Annotated in this window: 13 protein-coding genes and 2 riboswitches; of the genes, 10 read left to right on the top strand and 3 right to left on the bottom strand. The window is 52.7% G+C overall.

What is annotated here, in order from left to right:
* Positions 1-196 precede the first annotated feature (196 nt).
* Together cydD and cydC are read left to right on the top strand one after the other, a co-directional pair.
* Positions 197-1864 (top strand): thiol reductant ABC exporter subunit CydD, encoded by a 1668-nt coding sequence (gene cydD, locus G477_RS0110015; protein ID WP_245575473.1) that lies wholly within the window; start codon positions 197-199, stop codon positions 1862-1864.
* Positions 1861-3579, top strand: a complete 1719-nt coding sequence (cydC, locus tag G477_RS0110010) for a thiol reductant ABC exporter subunit CydC (RefSeq protein ID WP_026697841.1) — start codon at positions 1861-1863, stop codon at positions 3577-3579. Before cydD ends, cydC begins: the two co-directional genes overlap by 4 nt.
* A 746-nt stretch (positions 3580-4325) precedes the next feature.
* Here the strand turns inward: cydC and G477_RS0110000 are convergent.
* Positions 4326-5642 carry an MFS transporter gene (locus tag G477_RS0110000; RefSeq protein ID WP_084406207.1) on the bottom strand — a complete coding sequence of 439 codons (1317 nt, stop codon included), beginning with the start codon at positions 5640-5642 and terminating at the stop codon, positions 4326-4328.
* Positions 5643-5919: 277 nt separating this feature from the next.
* Positions 5920-7173 (bottom strand): YeeE/YedE family protein, encoded by a 1254-nt coding sequence (locus G477_RS0109995; protein ID WP_026697838.1) that lies wholly within the window; start codon positions 7171-7173, stop codon positions 5920-5922.
* Between the two features lie 281 nt (positions 7174-7454).
* Here G477_RS0109995 and G477_RS0109985 point away from each other — a divergent pair, with 281 nt between their 5' ends.
* From G477_RS0109985 to G477_RS0109955, 7 genes are all read left to right on the top strand, one after another.
* Positions 7455-7886, top strand: coding sequence for an AhpC/TSA family protein (locus G477_RS0109985; RefSeq protein WP_026697837.1), 432 nt, complete (start codon positions 7455-7457; stop codon positions 7884-7886).
* A 47-nt stretch (positions 7887-7933) separates the two neighbouring features.
* Complete coding sequence (locus G477_RS0109980; RefSeq protein ID WP_026697836.1) at positions 7934-8224, top strand: hypothetical protein; 291 nt, start codon at positions 7934-7936, stop codon at positions 8222-8224.
* 543 nt (positions 8225-8767) lie between these two features.
* Positions 8768-9739 carry an AAA family ATPase gene (locus G477_RS0109975; RefSeq protein WP_026697835.1) on the top strand — a complete coding sequence of 324 codons (972 nt, stop codon included), beginning with the start codon at positions 8768-8770 and terminating at the stop codon, positions 9737-9739.
* Positions 9736-10962, top strand: a complete 1227-nt coding sequence (locus G477_RS19300; RefSeq protein WP_051287903.1) for a DUF58 domain-containing protein — start codon at positions 9736-9738, stop codon at positions 10960-10962. Before G477_RS0109975 ends, G477_RS19300 begins: the two co-directional genes overlap by 4 nt.
* A 6-nt stretch (positions 10963-10968) precedes the next feature.
* The gene (locus G477_RS0109965) at positions 10969-13245 is read left to right on the top strand and encodes a transglutaminaseTgpA domain-containing protein (RefSeq protein ID WP_026697834.1); all 2277 of its coding nucleotides are present in this window, start codon (positions 10969-10971) and stop codon (positions 13243-13245) included.
* 34 nt (positions 13246-13279) lie between these two features.
* Positions 13280-13379: riboswitch (purine riboswitch) on the top strand.
* An 81-nt stretch (positions 13380-13460) separates the two neighbouring features.
* Entirely contained in the window at positions 13461-14996 is a 1536-nt protein-coding gene (gene guaA / locus G477_RS0109960) for a glutamine-hydrolyzing GMP synthase (protein WP_026697833.1), read from the top strand.
* An 82-nt stretch (positions 14997-15078) separates the two neighbouring features.
* Positions 15079-15180, top strand: a riboswitch (purine riboswitch).
* Between the two features lie 214 nt (positions 15181-15394).
* Complete coding sequence (locus G477_RS0109955) at positions 15395-16708, top strand: NCS2 family permease (protein WP_026697832.1); 1314 nt, start codon at positions 15395-15397, stop codon at positions 16706-16708.
* 391 nt (positions 16709-17099) lie between these two features.
* On the opposite strand, the gene G477_RS0109950 is transcribed toward G477_RS0109955, so the two are convergent.
* On the bottom strand, positions 17100-17678 hold the full coding sequence (locus G477_RS0109950; protein ID WP_026697831.1) for a TetR/AcrR family transcriptional regulator: 579 nt from the start codon (positions 17676-17678) through the stop codon (positions 17100-17102).
* Between the two features lie 163 nt (positions 17679-17841).
* Here G477_RS0109950 and G477_RS0109945 point away from each other — a divergent pair, with 163 nt between their 5' ends.
* The gene (locus tag G477_RS0109945; protein ID WP_026697830.1) at positions 17842-21186 is read left to right on the top strand and encodes an efflux RND transporter permease subunit; all 3345 of its coding nucleotides are present in this window, start codon (positions 17842-17844) and stop codon (positions 21184-21186) included.
* The last annotated feature ends 206 nt before the right edge of the window (positions 21187-21392 follow it).

Raw genomic sequence — 21392 nt, 5'->3', positions numbered from 1 at the left:
ATCATTCGATCCGCAGAGGGAACCGTCGGCCTGAGCTGCTGGTTATTGGAAGGGAGAAACGCTCTTCTTTGAGAAGAGGGGAGAACATCGCTTATACTGGAATATGGAACGTTTGTAGAGGGGAGCGGCGCACATGTCGGCTAAAGAACGGCTGAAAGAGATATCGAAACAAAAAAAGACATCCAGGCGGTTGTTAATGATAATATCCGTCCTGATCGGCCTGACTATTATTGCACAGGCGTGGCTGATTGTGGCAGTGGTGGACAACGTTTTTCTGCAGGGCGCCTCATTTCAGGAGGTCCTTCCGGAGCTGGCGGGGGTCATGCTGGCGCTTGGGGCCCGGAGCATCCTGCAGTATGTGAATAACCTAACAGGTATCCGGCTTGCTGCCGACGTGAAGCAGGAATTCAGGACCGACATTCTCCGTCATTTCCGGAGCAGTCCTGTCCGGGCGGCCGGCGAAGGACAATCCGGCGGCAGGATCAGCCTCGCACTGGACGCGGTTGATGAGCTGGAGCCGTATTTCAGGCACTACTACGTCGTCATGATGCAGTCTTCTCTCGTGCCGCTGATTGTTCTCGGAGCTGTTTTCTACATGAACTGGGTTTCCGGCCTGATTCTGCTCGTGACAGCCCCGTTTGTTCCCATCATGATGGCGGTCATCGGCAGAAACACGGAGCGGAAATCAGAGGAGCAGATGGAAAAACTGAATCGATTTGCCGGCACCTTTCTGGATCTGCTGCGTGGATTGACGACCCTGCGTTTATTCAACCAGGCGGGAAAGCAGGCCGCCGTTATTGAAGCGGACAGCAATGCTTACCGCGATGCTACGATGACGGTGTTGAAAGTTGCTTTTTTATCAGCATTGATGCTTGAATTCATTTCGATGCTGAGTATTTCCCTGGTCGCACTCGAAGTCGGGCTGCGCATGGTGGTCTACGATCAATTGTCCTTCTTCACGGCCTTTTTCGTCTTGATTCTGGCGCCGGAATTTTTCGCCTCGTTAAAGGAAATGGGCAGTGCCTTTCATTCAGGCCGTGGAAGCATGGGAGCGGCGGAACGGATTTACGAGGAGCTCGACAGCGGAAGCGAAACTGCTGCCAGGGGAGATCTGGAGCGGAAAGGACCACCGGCCTTCACGTTCCGCAGCGTCACGTTTGATTACGGCGAGAGCCGGTTCGCCCTTGGACCGCTGGATCTGACGGTGAATGCCGGGGAGCATGCAGCAGTTATTGGACCGAGTGGTTCAGGGAAATCCACGCTGCTTCATCTCTTTTCCGGCCTGTACGAAGCAGGGGAGGGAACGGTTGGCGTCGATGGAAGAGCCATACAGGAGTACGAACAGGAGCAGTGGTACGCTGACATGGCCTACGTGACGCAGCACCCGTACTTGTTCGCCGGCACCTTCCGTGATAACCTTCGTCTCGGTTCTCCAGATGCTTCGGATGAGGAAGTCGAACGAGCAGCAGCATGGGCAGGATTGACACCGCTGATGCAGGAGATGCCGGAGGGGCTGGACACGGTCATCGGAGAAGGCGGACGAGGAATTTCCGGCGGCGAAAAACAGCGTACGGCTCTTGCACGTGCCTATTTAAAACAGCCGTCTCTTCTGCTGTATGATGAGCCGACAACAGGTCTCGATATTGAAACCGAGCGTATTCTTCAGCGCGCCATGAACGAGTTGTCCGAGCGGGCGACCGTGATTACCGTCGCTCATCGGCTGCATACGATCCGGGAAGCGGACCGTATCTTTCTGATGGAGGAAGGCGCACTGGAAGCGCAGGGGCGTCACGAGGAGCTGAGGCAGAGCAGCCGGAACTATCAGAACATGCTGGAGGTACAGCAGGGAGGAGCAGGCCGATGAATGTCGTGAGGACGCTGTTGTTAAAGGAAAAAAAAGATATCGCGCTCAGCATTCTGTTCGGCTTTCTCGCCGGCATCGGGGCTGTCGCTTTATTTGCAAACAGCGGCTATCTGATTTCGCGTGCGGCTGTCGTGCCGCCGTTGTATGTATTGACGGTGACGATCGCACTGCTGAAGCTGTTCAGCTTCACGAGAGCTCTGAGCCGCTATGGCGAGCGGCTGTATTCCCACCGGGCAACCTTTACGATGCTCAGCCGGGTGAGGACACACTTTTTTGAACGTCTCATCCCGCTGGCACCCCGTTTGTCCCAGCAGTTCCGGAGCGGGGATCTGCTTGCAAGAGTTGTAGGGGATGTCGAAGCGATGCAGGATTATTTCCTTCGTGTGTTTTATCCTCCGCTGGTGATGGTTACGGTTTTCTTGGCGACTATTGCTTTTACTTTGTTCTTCTCGCCGGTAACCGCCCTGATTTTAGTCGCTGGTCTCGTCGTAACCGGACTGCTGATTCCGCTTTGGCACGAGAGCCGAGAGAAGCGGCGCCTGCCGCAGATGCGGGCAGAGCGAGGCGAACTGTCCAGCTCCCTTTCGGAATTTTTTGCCGGCTTCCGTGACCTGGCGCTGAACAATCAGCTTTCCCGCCAGGAGGAAGAGATCCTGCAGCGGAGCACAGCGTATGAAAAATTAAAGCAGCAGGCGGCTGAAGAAAGGCTGAGAAGCCAGACTTTCAGTCAGCTCACGTCCTTTGTCGTGACATGGGTAATTCTTGCTGCCGGTGCTGCGATGACAGCAGCCGGAAACCTCGAGGGCGTATTCCTGGCCATGCTCGTCATGATCAGTCTGACCGTCTTCGAAAACACCGTACCGATGGCAGCTTACGCCTCTTATAAAAAAGAAACAACGGAAGCAGCGAATCGTCTGGACGAAGTGCTGTCCGATGACAGCTTGAAGCTGCCGGAAGCCGCAGAGCCGGTCCAGCTGCCATCCGGCGCTATCCCATTGTCGTGGGAAGGTGTATCCCTTCAGTATGAACATGCGGTCCGGCCTGCGTTACACGACGTGTGGCTTGACGTAGAGCCGGGATCGAAGACAGCGGTTGTCGGAGCAAGTGGATCCGGGAAATCCACCCTGCTGCAGCTGGCCCTCCGTTTTTCTCTGCCTGAAAAAGGAGAGGTGAAAGCGTCCGGTATCCCCCTCGCAAATGTACAGGAAGAAGCTCTCTGGGAGCGGACGAATGCCGTTCTCCAGGAACAGCACTTTTTCTACGGGACGGTCGAAGACAATCTGCGTCTGGCATCCGCCACTGCAGGAAAGTCGGACATGATCCGGGCAATGGAGCAGGTTCAGCTGGCGTACATTCCGCTTGAGAGCGATCTGCAGGAAGGGGCGGCGAACCTGTCGGGGGGAGAGCGGCAGCGTCTCGCTCTTGCACGGGCGCTGCTGCGCCGTGCGGATCTGTGGCTGCTGGATGAACCGGTGTCTTCAGTAGATCCGCTTACATCGCGGGAAGTGATGAGAGACGTATATGAAGCGGCCGGAGAAGCAACACTGATCCTGGTCAGTCATGATCTGCAGGGGCTGGAAGAGATGGATTGCATCGTCGTCATGGATCAGGGAGAAATCCAAGAGGTCGGTACGTATGAGACACTGATGCAGCGGCGCGGCCTTTTCCATGACATGAAGCAGGTAGAGGCACAGGTGATGCAGGGGACCGGCTGAACCCTCGGTCCTTGAACCAGGGGGGCGCCGGTTCCGGAAGTTTTGCCGTTCCGCAAAAAGGAAATGGAGCAGTAACGGCACGTGCAGCGCTGCCGCAAGCCGCAGCAGCGGAAGCAGAAAGACGCTGGAGCTTCGGTCGAACAGAACACCGGGGAAGGTCGTTCGTCTTGATTTTCCAGGAGAAGAAAGCGGGGATGTACATGCTTGTCTGGATCATTATCTTATCGATTATGGCACTGCTGACAACCGGTGTTTCCTACCTGCTCTGGCGGGACAGGTTGAATCATTGAGAGGGAGTGCAGGCATAAGGAATATCAGCCTGTACCTGATGAAGAATTATCCAGAACGAAGGCGGCTCCACGGATTAGTGGAGCCGCCTTCGTTCTTTGTACCTTTGTAGGAAAGCATCAGAGATCACAGCAGGAAGACGGACGGCGTAGCCGGCTGCTCGGGGAGCAGGAAGAACCTATGCTTCCTTCAAAAAAGCTGCAGCGACGGCGCACGCCGTTCCGATCAAAAGGCGCTCCGCGCTTTTGTTCAAGTATAGGAATGTATAAGTTCTCATACAAGAAGACGGCGGCTTCATGCGCTGCACGGGAAGAAAGAAAACCTCTTTCTTCCCGCAGGCAGATAAAAGGCTTCCGGTCCACGTTGGATCATCGGAAGCGTTCTTTCCTATTTGGAGGGTTGTTGACCCAGCCATCACGCAGGCATCTGTTGAGCATCGAGTTGAAGACGTTCGATGACTATTCGCCTTCCTGCTTCTTTTCCTCTTCTTTTTCTTTCTCCTGCAAATATTCTTTTCGTTTCCGCTGCCGGTATCCGTATGTTCCTTTCAGTACGGTTTCCTCGTCTTCCAGACCGGCACCGATAGCACCTACGACGGTGGCCATACTTGTAACAATCCAGGCCAGGTATACGAAATAAAGTGGGTTCGGTTCCCTGTTGATGCCTTCTTCTGAAGCAATCATGTCCGGTGGAAGGAAAATGAAGACGGCAAACAGAAAGGCGACCAGTAACGTCGCATAGTAAACGATAACACCTAGCGCAATTGTCATCATCGTAGAGAGATTATGGAGAAGGATCAAGCTCTTCCTCTCAGAGGTGGCCTCTGCATTCTCCCAAAGGTGGTGAGCGACAATGATCCAGGCAGTCATAGCGATGATGGAGATGAACATCATGGCTACTGCACGGAAGAGCTCATATTCGTCAGCGAGCATCCACATGCTCGGAAAAATGAGCGCATAAGCTCCAGTCGCAAATGCAATGGCAATGATACTTTTAAATGTCAGGATAACTCTCCACGGGCGATTGGCTCTTACCATCCCCGTGGTCAGCCGAAAGTACCCACTCCACTTCGGCTTCGCGGTAAACCGGACGGAAGTTTCATTATCGTCCTCCATGACTTCCCGCTTAATCGGCAGCAGGTGCCGCTGGGGTCCGCGCTGGATCAATTCACGTGTATCGGTATTCTTTACTTCTTCCTTGATGACATCACTAGACTGATTAACACGTTCCTGTTCGCGTTCCCGGGCAGCATCCGAAGTGCCGTGGTGCATTTCACTCAGCAGCTGAAGTACAGCTTCCCGAGTTCTGCGGTAAATGGGAATCATCCCGAGTGCCGGGAAGGAAATCTGCGCAAGCTCTCCTTTGTCATCGACTTCGGCAACGATGAAATCTCCGTTTTTATATAGCGGGATATCCGTAATTGCGACCGTATAGTCCCACTTATAGTTCGATGCAATGTTGTACGCTTGTTTCAGCGTTTTGTCAGCATCTTCTTCCGCGCCGATGTAGGAGTCGACTACAACGTCGACCTGCCACGTATATTCATCGCTGACGTAATACTGCAGAAGATCTGACAGAGATTCAGCAAGCTTGTCTGATAAGTCAGAAGCCGCTTCCGGAGCCGGTATGATACCGACACGAAGCTCCGGTTTTGATTCGTCTGACGACTTACTGTCCGGCATTTCTTCTTCTTGTTCTTCTTCCATCTCCTGCTGGTACTCAGACTTTTCCTCATCTATTTTGTCATCCCGGTATTCTCTATCCTGCTCCTGCATGGCATAACCTCCCTTCTATGTATCCTGAACTATCCCTATACCCCGTTTATAAGGATCGTAACCATTTTGAGGGAAAAATCACATCCGTTCGATCATTGCTTTTTTCCTGGAAGAAAAACGAAAGATCTGCACTGGGCTATAAAGAGGAGACCATGAAACATGAAAACCCCCTTCCTCCCGCTATGGGAGAGAAGAGGGTCGTCGATGATTAGAAAGTGTGCTGTTGCTTTCAAGTTCCTCTGCAGACTTGCATCCGATCAGACGAAGAACGGCAGCATCAGCAGAAGGTATCTTTGGACTTTGGTACGCTGAGACCGAAAAGCGGCCGCAGGTACAAGGCGAGAAAGGTACCGAGCAGGGCCATGATTGCCCAGATATAGCCGTGCAGACTAAAGGAGGCAATCCCTCCGAAGTACGCACCGATATTACAACCGAAAGCCAGGCGGGCACCGTATCCCATGAGGAGACCACCAATAACAGCTGCAGCGACGTTGCCCGGCTTGATGCCGTCGAAACGGAACAGCCCGCCTGCAGCAGAAGCCATGAACGCGCCGAGAATCACACCGAAGTTCAGGACCGTCGTGGTGTCTGCGAAGATGGATGCCTGGAGCGCATCCGCGTTATCCCCCTGCCAGAAATCCCAGGCTGCCACGTTGAAGCCGAGCAGTTCCGCTGCCTGAGAGCCCCACAGCGCAAACGCAAACGTCACTCCCCAAGGCTCTCCCCGGGTCATCAGCGTCAACGCATTCAACACGGCCAGAGCAATCGCAGCGGCAAACAGCGGCCAGGAACCACGCAGCACGCGTTTCCAACCTTGAGATGAAGGGAGGGGCGCCATTTTAGGGGCTTTCCGCTTCCGTTCCACGACGAGGGTAATCCAGGCAATCAACCCGAATAAAGCAATGGAGATGAGCCAGGCGCCGCCATAGCCGAGGCCGGTCGTTTCCGCGAGAGAAACCGCCTCGCCATTCGGCATTTGATCGGTCCAGAACGGCAGGTGGGCCGCACCAATGACAGAACCAATAATGAAGAAAATCAACGTGATCATCATCACTGTTCGTCCAGCACCAACAGCGAAAAGGGTACCGGAAGCACAGCCGCCGCCGAGCTGCATGCCGATGCCGAACAGGAAAGAACCGACGATGACCGCTGTTCCGATTGGAAAGACATACCCGCTCACTTCCACATCAAAAAAGGAGATGCCAAAAGCAAGAATAGGTGCAAATAAGGTAACCGCGACGGCGAGCATCACCATATGAGAGCGGATGGCTTTGCCGTTACCGACGGCCATGAACCGGCGGAAAGCAGAGGTGAAACCGAAGCGTGCGTGAAAGAGGGTGTAGCCGAGCAGCAGGCCGAGCAGCAGCAGAATGGGATGCATCGGTTCCTGACTGACAATTAAATAAACAGCAAGCAGTGCTGAAACGATCAGCGCGCCGATGACGAGCTTCATCTGCGGCCGGTTGAGCTGCATGTCCGATGTTTTCTCGATATCTTCCTGTGCGCCTGCTGACTGAACGTATGTGGACATAATGTGTTCCTCCTATGTTTTATTCTTAGTAGACAGATGAGAATTGCAAGCATCATTGTACGACGTCTTTCCTCCTGTGTCAAAGAGAGCGTGTTTGATTCTACCTCTGCGGTGGAATGAGAATGGAGAATCGAAAGGAGTCGGTAAAGATGTATGATCATAAACTGGAAACGCCGCAGCGCGAACGGGTAACGTTCGGTTCCCTGCTCGGCGACAGACCTACCGCTGCTGTATTCGTCCGTCACCCCGGCTGACCCATCTGCCGGAGGCACCTCGCGCAGTTGCGCGAGCAGTATGAGAACATCCGCCGTGCAGGCGGCGATCTATTCGTTGTTTTTCCTTCTGACACCGCTCTGGTGCAGGAATTTATGGAGGCATTCGGTCCGCTGCCGTTCCCGGTATACACGGATCCGGGCAGAGAGCTCTACTACGATATGGGGCATGTCACGATGCCGAAATTGAAGATGCTTGCACTCGTCGGAGCTGGAGCACTGTCCGGCAGGCTAGGTCCTTTTCTGCCGAAAGAAGAAACCCAGCGGCAGGTGGTTATGAAATCCATGAAAACACAGGACGTCTACATCCAGGGTGGCACGTGGATATTTGATACGTCACTGCAGCCGATCTGGAGACACATTGATCCTTCGCCGGACAAGCATGCTTCCCCGGAGAAAATCGCCGAAGTCTTCCGCCAGCATGTGTTTGCCGGGAGATAGAATCGGGAACTATTCAGTAATGTCAAGCACGACAGGAGGTGCTGAATATGGATAAGCAAGTCGTGGCTGTCCTGCAGTCAATGAAGCAGAAGGAAGGCGTCCTCCGGGAACTCGAGGTCAAAGGGGTGGAAGAAGATCAAATTCAAATCATCCACCGTGATGATGAAGACGCCTCCGAATATACGCCCTTCTTTAAACAGGGAGACTATATCGTCGTCATTGAAGTAGAGAAGGAGATCGGACGAATTCCCGTTGAGGAAGAAGATACACTTGATGAGCATCGAACGCCGAAAGGGCATCATCATATGCCGCATCACCAGATCAAACAGGGGCTCTAAGCGGAGATCAGCTTGACTGCTGGACCAAGAGGCCTCTCGTTCACTGGAATGGAAGAAAACGGACCATCAGCTTTGGACAAAGCTGGAACCTTACGTGCTGTATAAAGAAAAGACGCTTCCGATTATCCAAGGTGGATAGCCGGAAGCGTTTTGTCTTTCCTTACGAACAGCCCATACCGGCGGCTTCCTCCACGCTGAACTCTTCTGCAGTTGAAAGCCTCGTCCGGTTTTTGTCAGGTGATATCAAGGGCGACCCTCTCTTCCAGCGAAACGGCACCGCGCCCTGCTCAGGAAAAACCAGGAACTTGTTCTTCTTTTCAAGCACCTGCAGCGATACCGCACGCCGTTCCGACCCAAAGACGCTTTTCGCTTTTGTTCCTGACGATGTATAGGATAATGGAAGAAAAAGGAAATTGACGAAAGCGGAAGACAGTCGGACGCAGAAGAACAGCCCAGTTTCTATCAGCTGAGAACAGATATTTTCGAATGTTCGTGATAGAATGAAAAAAGATATGCGCAGGCAGCATAAGGAGGTAACGAATGATGAAAACCAGACAGCCTACGTCTGTAGAACATCCTCAAATACAGGAATTAATTGATAATGTGGAAACGGTGGTCGTCGGGAAGCGGAGAGAGATTGAACTCAGTCTCATTGCCATTCTGAGCGGAGGGCATGTGCTGCTCGAAGACGTCCCCGGCGTCGGAAAAACGATGATGGTCCGCGCCATTGCCAAGTCGCTCGGTGCAGACTTCAAACGAATCCAGTTTACGCCGGACCTGCTTCCCTCGGATGTCACGGGGGTGTCCGTTTATAATCAGAAAACGATGGAGTTCCAATTCCGTCCCGGACCGGTGATGGCCAACATTGTCCTTGCTGATGAAATCAACCGCACCTCGCCGAAAACGCAGGCCGCGCTGCTTGAAGCACTCGAAGAAGGTAGTGTCACTACCGATGGGGAAACGAGGGAGCTGGAGAAGCCGTTTTTTGTGATGGCGACTCAAAACCCGATCGAATACGGCGGGACTTACCCGCTTCCGGAAGCTCAGCTGGATCGTTTCCTGTTCAAGTTCCAGATTGGTTATCCAACGAAAGCAGAAGAGCTGGACGTATTGAAGCGGGTCGAAAAGCAGCATCCAATCGAGTCAATCACCCCGGTCATGGAACTCAGCACGCTTCTGCGTATGCAGGAGGAAATCAAAGAGGTGTACGTACAGGATGCGGTGAAGGAATATATCATTAATATTGTCAGTGCGACCCGCCAGCATCACGCTGTCTACCTCGGAGGCAGTCCACGTGCGTCCATTGCCCTGATGAAAGCAGGACAGGCGTACGCCTACATTCAGGATCGGGATTACGTGATTCCCGATGACATCAAATACCTCGCTCCCTTTGCTCTGGAGCACCGTCTGATGCTGAATTCCGATGCGAAGCTGTCCGATACGACGAACGGGAAAGTGATCCGGGATGTCATCGACCAGGTGCGCATTCCGGCCGGGAACGAAAAGGCCCAATGAGACGAGTCTGGAAATGGCTGACACTCTCACTGAAAGTGCTGCTCGCAGCGGCCGTCCTTCTCTCTCTCTTCAGCTATGCGATGTTTCAGGGGAACTTTGTCAGCTGGTTTCTTTTCTACAGTGTCGTCATTCTTCTGCTGTTGATGGGCCTTTATGCGTTGATCCCGCTCGGCAGGTTTCACGTTGAGCGGCAGAGCGGAACGGGGGCGATGCCCGCGGGAGAAGAGCTTACGACAGAGGTGGTCATCGAACGGAAGTGGCGGTTTCCTTTTCTTTACCTGACAGTGGAGGACCGTGCCGAAGAGGCGCTGACGAGGCAGCTGCCTTTTCAGGCTGCCCGCATGATTTTCTATCCGACGATGGAGCGGACGCTCCGTTACACCTATGTGATTCCTGAGTTGAAACGGGGGCGCTATCAGCGCTACGGCGTAGAGATGTCGACGAGTGATATGTTTGGCTTCTTTGAGAGACGTACGTTTGTGCCGAAATCGTCTGAACTGCTCGTGTATCCCCGGTATCACAACATTGAGCGGTGGGAAGCGTATGAACGGCATGATACGGAGACGAAGATGTCGCTGCAGGATTTTATTGAGGATCAGAGCTCCATTGCCGGTGCGCGGGAATATGTCCCGGGAGATAAGCTTACCAGCCTCGACTGGAAAGCAAGTGCCCGGTCGGATAAACTGATGACCAAAGAATTCGAAGAGTACGTCGGACGGAACTTTCTTCTCGTGTTTCACAATTTTGTTCCGGACGAGACGTTTGCTTCCTCCGATGCTTATGAGAAAGGAATTGAATTAATTACATCCTTGATCATGTACGCCTACAAAGAGCATCTGGAGGTCGGCCTCTGGTCTATCGGGGCAGAGGATAAGTATTTCCCGACGGGGCCGGCGGTAGACCGTCAAAAGAGCATGATTACGTATCTGGCTGAGATGAGGCCCGGCGAAGCAGACGTATTTGCTGCGAGATTCAAAGCGGGCGAGGATGACATCCCGGCTGGTGTAACCATGGTGCTCGTGTCGGTGACGCTGGACGACAGCATGCTCGAACGGATGAAACAGCTTCTCGGCCGCCGGGTAAAGCTGATTTTTGCCTTAATGGATAAAGGGACCGGAGTGGACGCCTGGGAGTACAAGCGGCTTAAAGAGCTCCGAAGCGCCGGTGCTGAAGCTTATTTATTCCGGGACGGCCACTGGACCGGACAGCAGGAAAAAGGGTGATATCGATTGGAAAAGGGACAGACACCGAAGAAAACCGTCACTCACTTCTTTATTTATGCACTGACGATGCTGCTGTTGTGGGAATGGCTGCGGCCTGTTCCGGTCATTACAGCGACCGGATCGATTGAAGTATTTGTCATCTTCATGTTCGCTGCTGCGGTTCTTGTTTATTTCAGACCCCCGGCCTGGGCTGCGGTTCCGATTGCGGGAGCCGGGATGCTGTATGGGCTTCATCGTATTTTTGGAGAAGGGCGTTTTATTGCTGACCGTGGCGGCGGCAGTACCTTCCGTGCTTTTTTAACGGATTTTCAGCAGAATGCTGCCATGATCCTGTCCGGTAATTTCGCGGATCTGACTGATTTTTTCCGGACGTTTTTGCTCTTTTTGCTGCTCGCGCTGCTGGCCTACCTGATGTACTTCTGGGTGCTTCATACAAGGAAAGTGTTTTTCTTTCTTGCAGCCACGCTCATCTACATCACCGTGCTGGATACCTTCACGCTCGTAGACGCGTCGCAGGCGGTTGTGCGGATTGTTGTCATCGGCTTCTTTATTCTTGCGCTGCTTCATATGCTCCGGGTGCAGGAAGAAGAGCGGCGGATCGGCAGGCGGCGGGGGACGTTTATCTCGCCCGCCTGGATGTATACCTTGATCGGTGTCGTCACGACCGCTGTCGCCGCAGGCTTGTTCCTGCCTAAACCGGATGATCCGCAGTGGAATGATCCCGTGCCTGCTATGAGAACGATTGTCGGCAGTGAAGCACTTCCCGGCAGCGGCGGTGGTGGCACGGTCCGTCGTGTCGGCTACGGAGAAAACGATGATCAGCTTGGCGGCGGCTTTGTCCAGAATGAAGCGCCCGTTTTCGAAGCGGTTACCGACCGGGAAACGTATTGGCGCGGAGAATCAAAAGATGTATATACGGGGAGCGGATGGCAGTCGGACCCAGAATATATCGAATCCGACATGGTCTATGGAAGCGGCATCGACTATCGGCTCTTCAGCGAAACGCAGGAGGTCGAGAGCAGCTCTGCTGAGATCACGATGGATGAAGAAGCGGATTTCGATCTGGCATTCTATCCCGGCCAGCCGCTTGACATCACAGACATTCAGGCGGAAGCAGACGATGCAGCGCTGGATGAAGGAGAAGTCCAGTTTTATACCGATGTCATCGGCGGCCGACTTCAGGCGGAAACAATGGCAGGAGAGGATCTCCGCCTCGACAGCTATGTGACATCCTATGAAGATCCGGTCTTCGATGTCAATGCATTGAGAGAGACGGGGGACAATGATCCGGAAGAAGTGACGGACCGTTACCTGCAGCTGCCCGATGACCTTCCGGAACGAGTCGGCGATCTGGCAGAAGAAATTACTGCCGAGCATGATAACCGCTACGATATAGCGGAAGCGGTGGAGCAGTATTTTAATCAAAATGATTTTGAATACAGTACCACAGACGTACCGATTCCCGGAGACGACGAAGACTACGTGGACCAGTTTCTTTTTGAGACGCAGGTCGGGTACTGCGACAACTATTCTACGGCCATGGCGGTGATGCTGCGGTCCCTCGACATACCTACGAGATGGGTGAAAGGCTTCACGTCGGGAGAAGAAGTAGAAGAGCTCGAAGATGGCCGGTCGGTCTATGAAGTACGAAACGGCAACGCGCATTCATGGGTTGAAGTGTATTTCCCGGATGTCGGCTGGGTACCGTTTGAGCCGACGCAGGGATTTACCAACTATGCGGAATTCGAAGAAGAATCGCCGGATATCGACGTAGACGTTGACGGGGAAGAGCCGGATATGGAAGAACCGGACATGCCGGATACACCGGACAGCTCCGACGATCTGCTGGAAGAAGGCACGGACGAGGAAGGTACCGGTGGCGCTGCAGATGAAGAGGAGGAAGGAAGCGCCGGGCTGTTCTCGATGCGGGGGATGCTTACCGCCCTGCCGATCCTCTTTCTGACCGCTATCGCGTACTCCAGACAGAGTTTCCTGCAGAATCAATTTTTCCTGATCCGCTACAAAATGTTCGGCCGGGATATCTCTTTCCCTGCGGCCTATGAACGCCTGCTGTGGATCCTGCGTAATGAAGGGCTGCCGAGAGCAGAGGGAGAAACGCTGCGGGAGTATGCCCGCCGGGTGGACCTTGCCCTCAGTTCGCAGGCGATGATGAAACTAACCAAAGCCTATGAGCAGGTGTATTACGGCGGACGTCCGCCGCAGGGAGAATGGGAAGCAAGAAGCCACGACTGGGAGGAAATTGTCAAGGCGTTGAACGCTTGACCTCCTGTAAGGGCACTGCTACAATGATGCAGTGCAAATTTCGATAGAACGGCTTCATATATCCCCGGGAATCGGCCCGGGAGTCTCTACCGGACCACCGGAATGGTCTGACTATGAAGGTAGTATTTTCGTCAACGCAGCGAAATTCTGCCTTCGTATTTTTTATACGAAGGCAGCTTTTTTTATTTTTGAACAGGAGAAAGGGGCAGACAGGCATGGAAATCAATGAAAAAATCATCGTACTTGATTTCGGCGGTCAGTACAATCAGCTGATTGCACGCCGGATCCGGGATCTGGGCGTCTTCAGTGAGCTGATCAGCAGCAGAATTACCGCAGAGGAAATCAAAGAAATGAATCCACAGGGGATCATCTTTTCCGGAGGACCGGGAAGTGTCTACGCCGAAGGAGCACCGCAGTGCGATCCGGCTATTTTTGATCTGGACATACCGGTTCTCGGTATCTGCTACGGGATGCAGCTGTTGACACACCATTTCAGCGGCACCGTCGAAGCCGCTAATCACCGGGAGTACGGAAAGGCGCAGATCCGTCTGCAGGGGGACTCTGATTTCTTTGCCGGCACGCCGGCGGAACAATCTGTCTGGATGAGTCATGGCGATTTGGTGAAAGCACCGCCGGAAGGCTTTACTGTGAATGCAGTCAATGAATCCTGCCCTGTCGCAGCGATGTCCCATGCAGAACGCGGTATCTATGGGGTCCAATTCCATCCGGAAGTCCGTAATACCGATCACGGGGAGGATATGCTCCATAACTTCGTCTATCGAGTATGCGGCTGTGAAGGAAACTGGTCGATGGAAAATTACATCGACATGGAAGTCGAGAAAATCAAAGAGAACGTCGGCAGCAGGAAAGTGCTCTGTGCACTCAGCGGGGGCGTGGACTCTTCTGTTGTTGCCGCGCTCGTCCATAAAGCAATCGGCGATCAGCTGATCTGTATGTTCATCGATCATGGTCTGCTCCGCAAAGGGGAAGCGGACAGCGTCGTAAAAACATTCGGGGATGAATTCGATATGAACCTGATCAAAATTGATGCACAGGAACGTTTCCTCGGCCGGCTTGAAGGGGTCAGTGATCCAGAAGAGAAGCGTAAAATTATCGGGAACGAATTCATCTATGTGTTTGAAGAAGAAGCAGGCAGTATGGAAAACGTCGACTTTCTTGCTCAAGGTACGCTCTACACGGACATCATCGAGAGTGGAACCGATACGGCACAGACGATCAAATCCCACCATAACGTCGGTGGTCTGCCGGAAGACATGAAATTTGATCTGATTGAGCCGCTGAATACGCTGTTCAAGGACGAAGTTCGTAAAGTCGGTACGGAGCTCGGGCTTCCAGATGAAATCGTCTGGCGTCAGCCATTCCCGGGGCCGGGTCTTGGCATCCGCGTTCTGGGCGAAATCACGCCGGAAAAGCTGGAGATCGTTCGGGAATCGGATCAGATTCTTCGCGATGAGATCAAAAAAGCTGGACTTGACAGGCACATCTGGCAGTACTTCACGGCGCTGCCGGACATGCGTAGTGTAGGTGTGATGGGCGATGAGCGCACGTATGACTATACCGTGGGTGTCCGGGCAGTCACCTCTGTAGACGGGATGACGTCCGACTGGGCACGGATTCCTTATGATGTGCTTGAAATCATTTCGACCCGCATTGTTAACGAGGTCAAACACGTCAACCGCGTCGTGTATGACGTTACGTCGAAGCCGCCGAGTACCATCGAGTGGGAATAACGAACGTTTTGTTGTAATTAAATAAATAACGTACGCTTTTGATTATTGACTGACGTGAATTCGGCTGTTAGTATAAGGAATGACAGTTGAATAGTCGAATGTTCGTATAATGTCGGGAATAGGGCCCGACGGTTTCTACCGGACCGCCGTAAACGGTCTGACTACGGATTAATACACACGCAACGTGTGCTTTTCTATCAAGAGCAGCAGGCTGTATTATTCCGTCATGGAATCATACAGCCTTTTTTTCGTGTCTGAGGAGACGGCGTTCCGGGCTGTTCGGAAAGAAAGAAGAATCCTTTCTTTTCTCAACAAGTTATCGGTAAACGATGTTCGGTGCGGTTGGCTGACACTTCAGCTAGGATGCATACATACAGTTTTTCGGGAGGTAGTAGAAGATGCAGCGTTATTTTCAATTTGAAGAACATAACACGACGTACACGAAAGAGATTCTCGGAGGACTGACCACGTTTTTGGCGATGGCCTACATTTTGTTTGTGAACCCTTCGGTACTGGAGCCGACGGGGATGGACCTGGATGCGGTGTATGTCGCCACGGCACTCGCGGCAGCGGCAGGAACCATCATCATGGGTGTCGTTGCCCGCTACCCGATCGGCCTTGCACCGGGGATGGGCCTGAACGCCTTCTTTACTTACTCGGTTGTCATCGGCATGGGGATTCCTTGGGAAACAGCCCTGCTTGGTGTCTTTATTTCTGGTATTATCTTTATGATTATTACGCTTGTGGGAGTAAGGGAATTTATCATTAATGCCATCCCTGCCGAATTAAAGTATGCCGTGGGAGCTGGGATTGGACTTTTCATCGCATTCATCGGACTTCAGAATGCTGAGATCGTTGTAGAATCCGAAGCAACATTGGTCGAAATCGGAAATCTCGGAACTCCTGATACCCTGTTGGCTATTTTCGGTATATTGATTACCGTCATTCTGATGACACTGGGATTTAAAGGCGGTATCTTCTATGGTATGCTTCTGACTGCCGCTGTCGGGGTGATCACCGGTGTCGTACCTACGCCAACGGCGATTGTCGGCGCTGTTCCCAGCCTGGAGCCGACGTTTGGTGCTGCTTTTGCGCCGTTCGGAGAGATGTCTCTCGGTGAGATTTTCACCTTACAGCTCATGATTGTCGTGCTCACCTTCCTGTTTGTTGACTTTTTCGACACGGCCGGTACGTTGTTTGCCGTAGCGAACCAGGCCGGCTTTACGAAAGATAATAAGCTGCCGCGTGCCAAACGGGCGCTTTTCGCCGACTCCAGCGCTTCTTCGCTTGGAGCTGTGCTCGGGACACCGACGACGACTGCTTACATCGAATCAGCATCCGGTATTGCGGCCGGAGCGAGGACAGGATTTGCCTCGCTGGTCACAGGTGCACTCTTTCTCGTAGCGCTGCTGTTCTCTCCGCTGCTGGCGGTTGTAACAGAATCCGTGACGGCGCCTGCCCTGATTATCGTCGGTGTCTTGATGGCCGCAGCGCTGTCGAACATTGACTGGAAACAGTTTGAAATTGCCGTGCCGGCGTTTTTCACGATTATTGCTATGCCTTTAACCTACAGCATCGCCACCGGGATTGCGCTCGGCTTTATCATGTATCCGATCACGATGGTGTGTAAAGGCCGGGCGAAAGAAGTTCACCCCGTCATGTATGTTCTCCTCGTCGTGTTTGTGCTGTACTTCATCTATCTTGGAGAATGAATGCGGAACGCTGTCTGCGGACGCACAGCAAAGCGCACCGACTTAACGGCACTGCCACCTTTGAATTTTGGAGACAGCTAGTCGTATCAGCCTGCTGCTGAAAGGCAGAGTCAGCTTCGATATTTCTATGTACAGACAAAACGCTTCCGATCATCCATTTTGGATGATCGGAAGCGTTGTTTATGTGATAAGAACCTATCCGTTTTCATCGAAGCAGACCGCCTCGTGCGCTGCGCGGGAAGAAACATGACCTCTTCCCCCTTCAAAAGCCAGCGATGCAGGTCGTTCCGACTAAATGATGATTCCCGTACAGCCGCTCGCTGTGCTTGTTGTCTTTACGACTCCTTACGATTCAGGACTGATCAGCAGATAAAACGGGAACAGGAGTATATTACTCATTCGTCAATTGATGCAGCACTTCCGTTCCACCCTGCATGGATAGGTCATAAAACAACCGGTGCAGGGAGGCGATCGGGAGATCTTTTTCCCTGTTGAACCACAGCGTTAATACTCCGAGCCTCGCAGAAAGCTCTGCTTCCAGAGCATATTCCATTAAAATCCGCTTGTCTTCGTCCTCAACGCCCGAGGCGCGGATCAGCAGCTCCCGCATTCGATCCTTCATGCGGTGTCCGAAGGTGGGATCACCATTCGGGCCGAGCAGTACCCGGAGTTTGTCTCCATGTTCTTCATAAAAAGCCATAAAATCCTGAAAGCTTTTTTCGAAATTGAGGCCGTCCCGCTGCACTTCGGTGTAAGCTTCGTAAATAAGTTCCTCCGGGAGAATGGCTAATTCGATCGTTTCCAGTGCCTCATATACATCCCGGAAATAAACATAAAAGGTGCCCCGGTTGTAGCCCGCTCGTTCTGTGATGTCTCTCACCGTGATTTTCTCGATCGGCTTCCGGCAGTAGACGTACCAGAAAGCATCAAGCAGGTGTTCTTTCGTCTGAGTGCTGTTCCCTTTTCCCACGTTGGTCCCGCCTCCTAAAAGCCTGTCTATATTGTCATGAATTGTTCAAGGTATGATGATTGAACCCATCAACTATTTTGTGATACTGTTATTATCGTACAACACGTTGTTGGGTAATGAAACCAAAAAATACTGAAACGAGATGAAGATGGAGGCATACAGCATGAAGCTATGGGATTTTTCAATCCGAAGACCGAAATTCACCATTGTAGTGATGATCATCCTGCTGCTCGTCGGGAGTGTGTCCTTGACGCGGCTGCCGACGCAGCTCGTACCGGACGTAGACGCACCGGTCGCTGCCGTGGCAACAACGTATCAGGGAGCAGGGCCGAACGAGGTGGCAGAAGATGTCACGGAACCGCTGGAGAATAATTTATCCTCCGTGTCCGGTTTAAATGACATGAGCTCCCAATCACAGGAAGGTTCCTCTATCATCATTCTGGAATTTTCTGCGGATACATCTGTGAGCGAAGTGGAGAACGAAATCAATACGACGATCAACCAGGTCGACCTGCCGGATGATGCCGGACGACCGAACTTTCTGCAGTTTGATCCTTCCATGTTCCCGGCGGTTCAGCTGGCGGTTGCCTCCTCCGGTGAGGACGTGACGGATTTTCAGGATACCGTAGCGGATCTGCAGCAGGAGTTGACCAGAGTAAATGATATTGCTCAGGTGGATGAAGCCGGAACGCTCGAAGAACGAGTGGAAGTAATCCTTGATCTTGATGTGATGGAGGAAAACGGCATCACCCAGAACGATGTCGCGGAAGCCATTCAGGCGAGTGAGACATCTGTTCCCGGTGGAACGATCATCGATGAGGACGATGAAGAAACGATTACGACGAGAATCCTCAGTGAAATTGGATCCATCGAAGATATGGAAGAACTTGTCGTCACGCAGAATCCGGAGACCGGTGAGGAGATCACGGTCGGTGACACGGCGGATGTAGAAGAAAACACAGAGAATCAGACCGTGATTACCCGGTTGAATCAGGATCCATCGATTCAGCTTGACGTCATGTTCGAATCAGACGCGAATACATCCGGTGCGGCGACAGCCTTCCGGGAAGAACTGGATTCGCTGTTGGAAGACGATAATTATGACGATTTGGAAGCCGTCATTCTTTACGATGAAGGGGAGTTTATTGACGAGGCGATCAACAGTGTCCTTCTCGCTCTTATCAGTGGTGCGGTTCTCGCGATGGTTGTCCTGTTCGCTTTCCTTCGAAACTTGAAGACACCATTAATCATCGGACTGGCGATTCCATTATCCGTGATTACGACCTTCGCGCTTTTCTTCTTTACCGACATCAGCCTGAATCTGATGACCATCGGTGGTCTGGCGCTCGGTATCGGGATGCTGGTGGACAACGCCATCGTCGTTATTGAGAACGTCTACCGGCATTTGTCGATGCGCAAAGAGCCGAAACAGGCAGCGTCCGACGGGACGAAAGAAGTGGCAGGTGCGATTACAGCGTCTACGCTGACAACAGCTTCTGTCTTCCTGCCGATCGTCTTTGTCAGCGGATTTGTCGGAGATTTGTTTGCGCCGCTGGCGATCACGGTTGCATTCAGTTTGTTTGCCTCGCTGTTTGTCGCTCTAACCATCGTGCCGATGCTGGCGAGCAGAATATTGACGACGCCGGAGTACGATATGGAAGCGGAACGGAAGCAGAAGCCATACATGCAGAAGCTGGAGAAAGCTTCCCGTTGGACGATGCGCCGTCGTGCTGTTGTGCTCGGCATTACCATTTTAACCTTGGTTGTCGGCGTGTTCGGCCTCACGACGCAGGGAGTGGATTTCCTGCCGGAGTCTGATGAAGGTGCCTTCATTATTGAGGTAGAACATGAGCAGGGAACCTTGTTGAACCGAACCCTGGAAACCGTGGAGCTGATCGAAGAAGAATTAGATGATGTCGTTGAGATCGAGTCGTATCTCAGCACCGTCGGGTCGAGCTCGTCGCAGGGCGGTTTTACAGAAGAAAGCCACACGGCAGAGATCATCGTCACGATGGTGGACGCCTCGGACCGTGACGTCAGCTCGTTTGAACTGATCGACCGGATTGAAGGGGATATTGAGGATACCGATGACACGCCGGACATTACGGTGAACGCCTTTTCCCAGGCCGGTCTCGGTGGAGATCCGAACACCTTCTCGTTCACGCTGCAGGACAGCGATGATGAACGCCTGCTTGAAGCCGAAGCCGATGTTGTCTCGATTCTGGAAGATGAAGCCGATATTCGTCAGGTGGATTCTTCTGAGGATGACACAGCCCCTGAGCTTCAGGTGACGGTCGACCGGGACGAAGCCGGAGAAGTCGGCCTCACACCGGCTCAAGTCGGCATGGCCGTCAACGATGCTACGTCCGGCCTGCCTGCAATCACACTGGAAACAGAAGATAACGGGACAACCAATGTCCTGGTGCTGTATCCAGATGATGTTCTGAGCAGCGTCAACGATTTCGGCAGTATCCTGATCCCGGGAGCAGAGGGAGATTTCGTTGAATTGTCCTCCATCTCCGACGTGGAAGAAGGGGAAGGACCGGCCACCATCAACCGATCGGATATGGAACGTGCCGTGGACATTGATGTCCGTTACGCTTCCGATCTCAGTCTGGCAGAAGCGGGAGTTATCGTGGAGGATGCCATCGATGAAGCGGACCTTGCTGATGAAACGGACTTTATCGTCGGCGGGGATCAGCAGCTGCTGGATGATGCTGTTGACGATATTATTCTCGCTTTCGTACTGGGACTGATCTTTATCTACCTCGTGATGGTAGCGCAGTTTGAGTCCTTCAAGCATCCGTTTGTTGTCATGTTTACGGTGCCGCTCTTTATTATCGGGGTGCTGCTCTCCTTGACCATTACGCAGAACCCGCTGAGCGTCATGGTATTCATCGGGATCATCGTCCTTGCTGGTATTGTCGTCAACAATGCGATTGTTCTTGTTGACTATATTAATCAGAAAAAGGAACAGGGCATGCACCCGCTTGATGCGATTGTCATGGCAGTACAGGACCGTGCCCGGCCGATTCTTATTACAGCGCTCACGACCATTCTCGGTGTACTTCCGCTGGCCATTGGAATCGGAGAAGGGGCCGAACTGATTCAACCGATGGGGATTGTCATCATCGGCGGTCTGGTCAGCAGTACGTTCCTGACTTTGTTTGTCATCCCAGTGATCTACAGTTTCTTTGATAAAACAACGAGATCCATGAACAAGAAGTATATGACGCCGGACGGAGAAATCGTCTACCGCAGGGACCTTTTTGAAAAAGAAGAAGACCAACCGAAGGTAGAAGCCGGTACTGCGGCGCAGGAACCGGAAGACCGTATTCTGCCGGAGCCGGAAGAGCGCAGCAGCCTCTCCCGTGAGGAGAAGCGGCAGCCGCTTCCGGAGGAAAAACCAGAACCGCGCGATCAGCGCAGCGAAGAAGATATCGTCGATGAAATGGAAGAACTTCTCGAGCGGATGAAGCAAAACCGCAGAGGCCCAGACGATAAATAAGAAAACAGGAATAGAGGTTATCATGTAAGGCTGCTTCCTCTGTTCGTGAGCGTCCGCACCGGGATTTTCCGGTGCGGGCTTTTTTTCGTGAATGGAGGAGAAGTGCTCGTGCGGAACACGACAGTTTCGTCCGCTGCGGTAACAAACGGTGTGCTCATGCTTTCCGCTGATTGGACAGCAGCGCCCCGCGCTTTTCTATTCTCTCT

Source organism: Alkalicoccus chagannorensis DSM 18086 (assembly GCF_000429725.1).
In the GTDB taxonomy this organism is placed as follows: Bacteria; Bacillota; Bacilli; order Bacillales; family Salisediminibacteriaceae; genus Alkalicoccus; species Alkalicoccus chagannorensis.
Note: the sequence above shows the minus strand (reverse complement) of the source record. Positions and strands in the feature narration are given on the sequence as shown.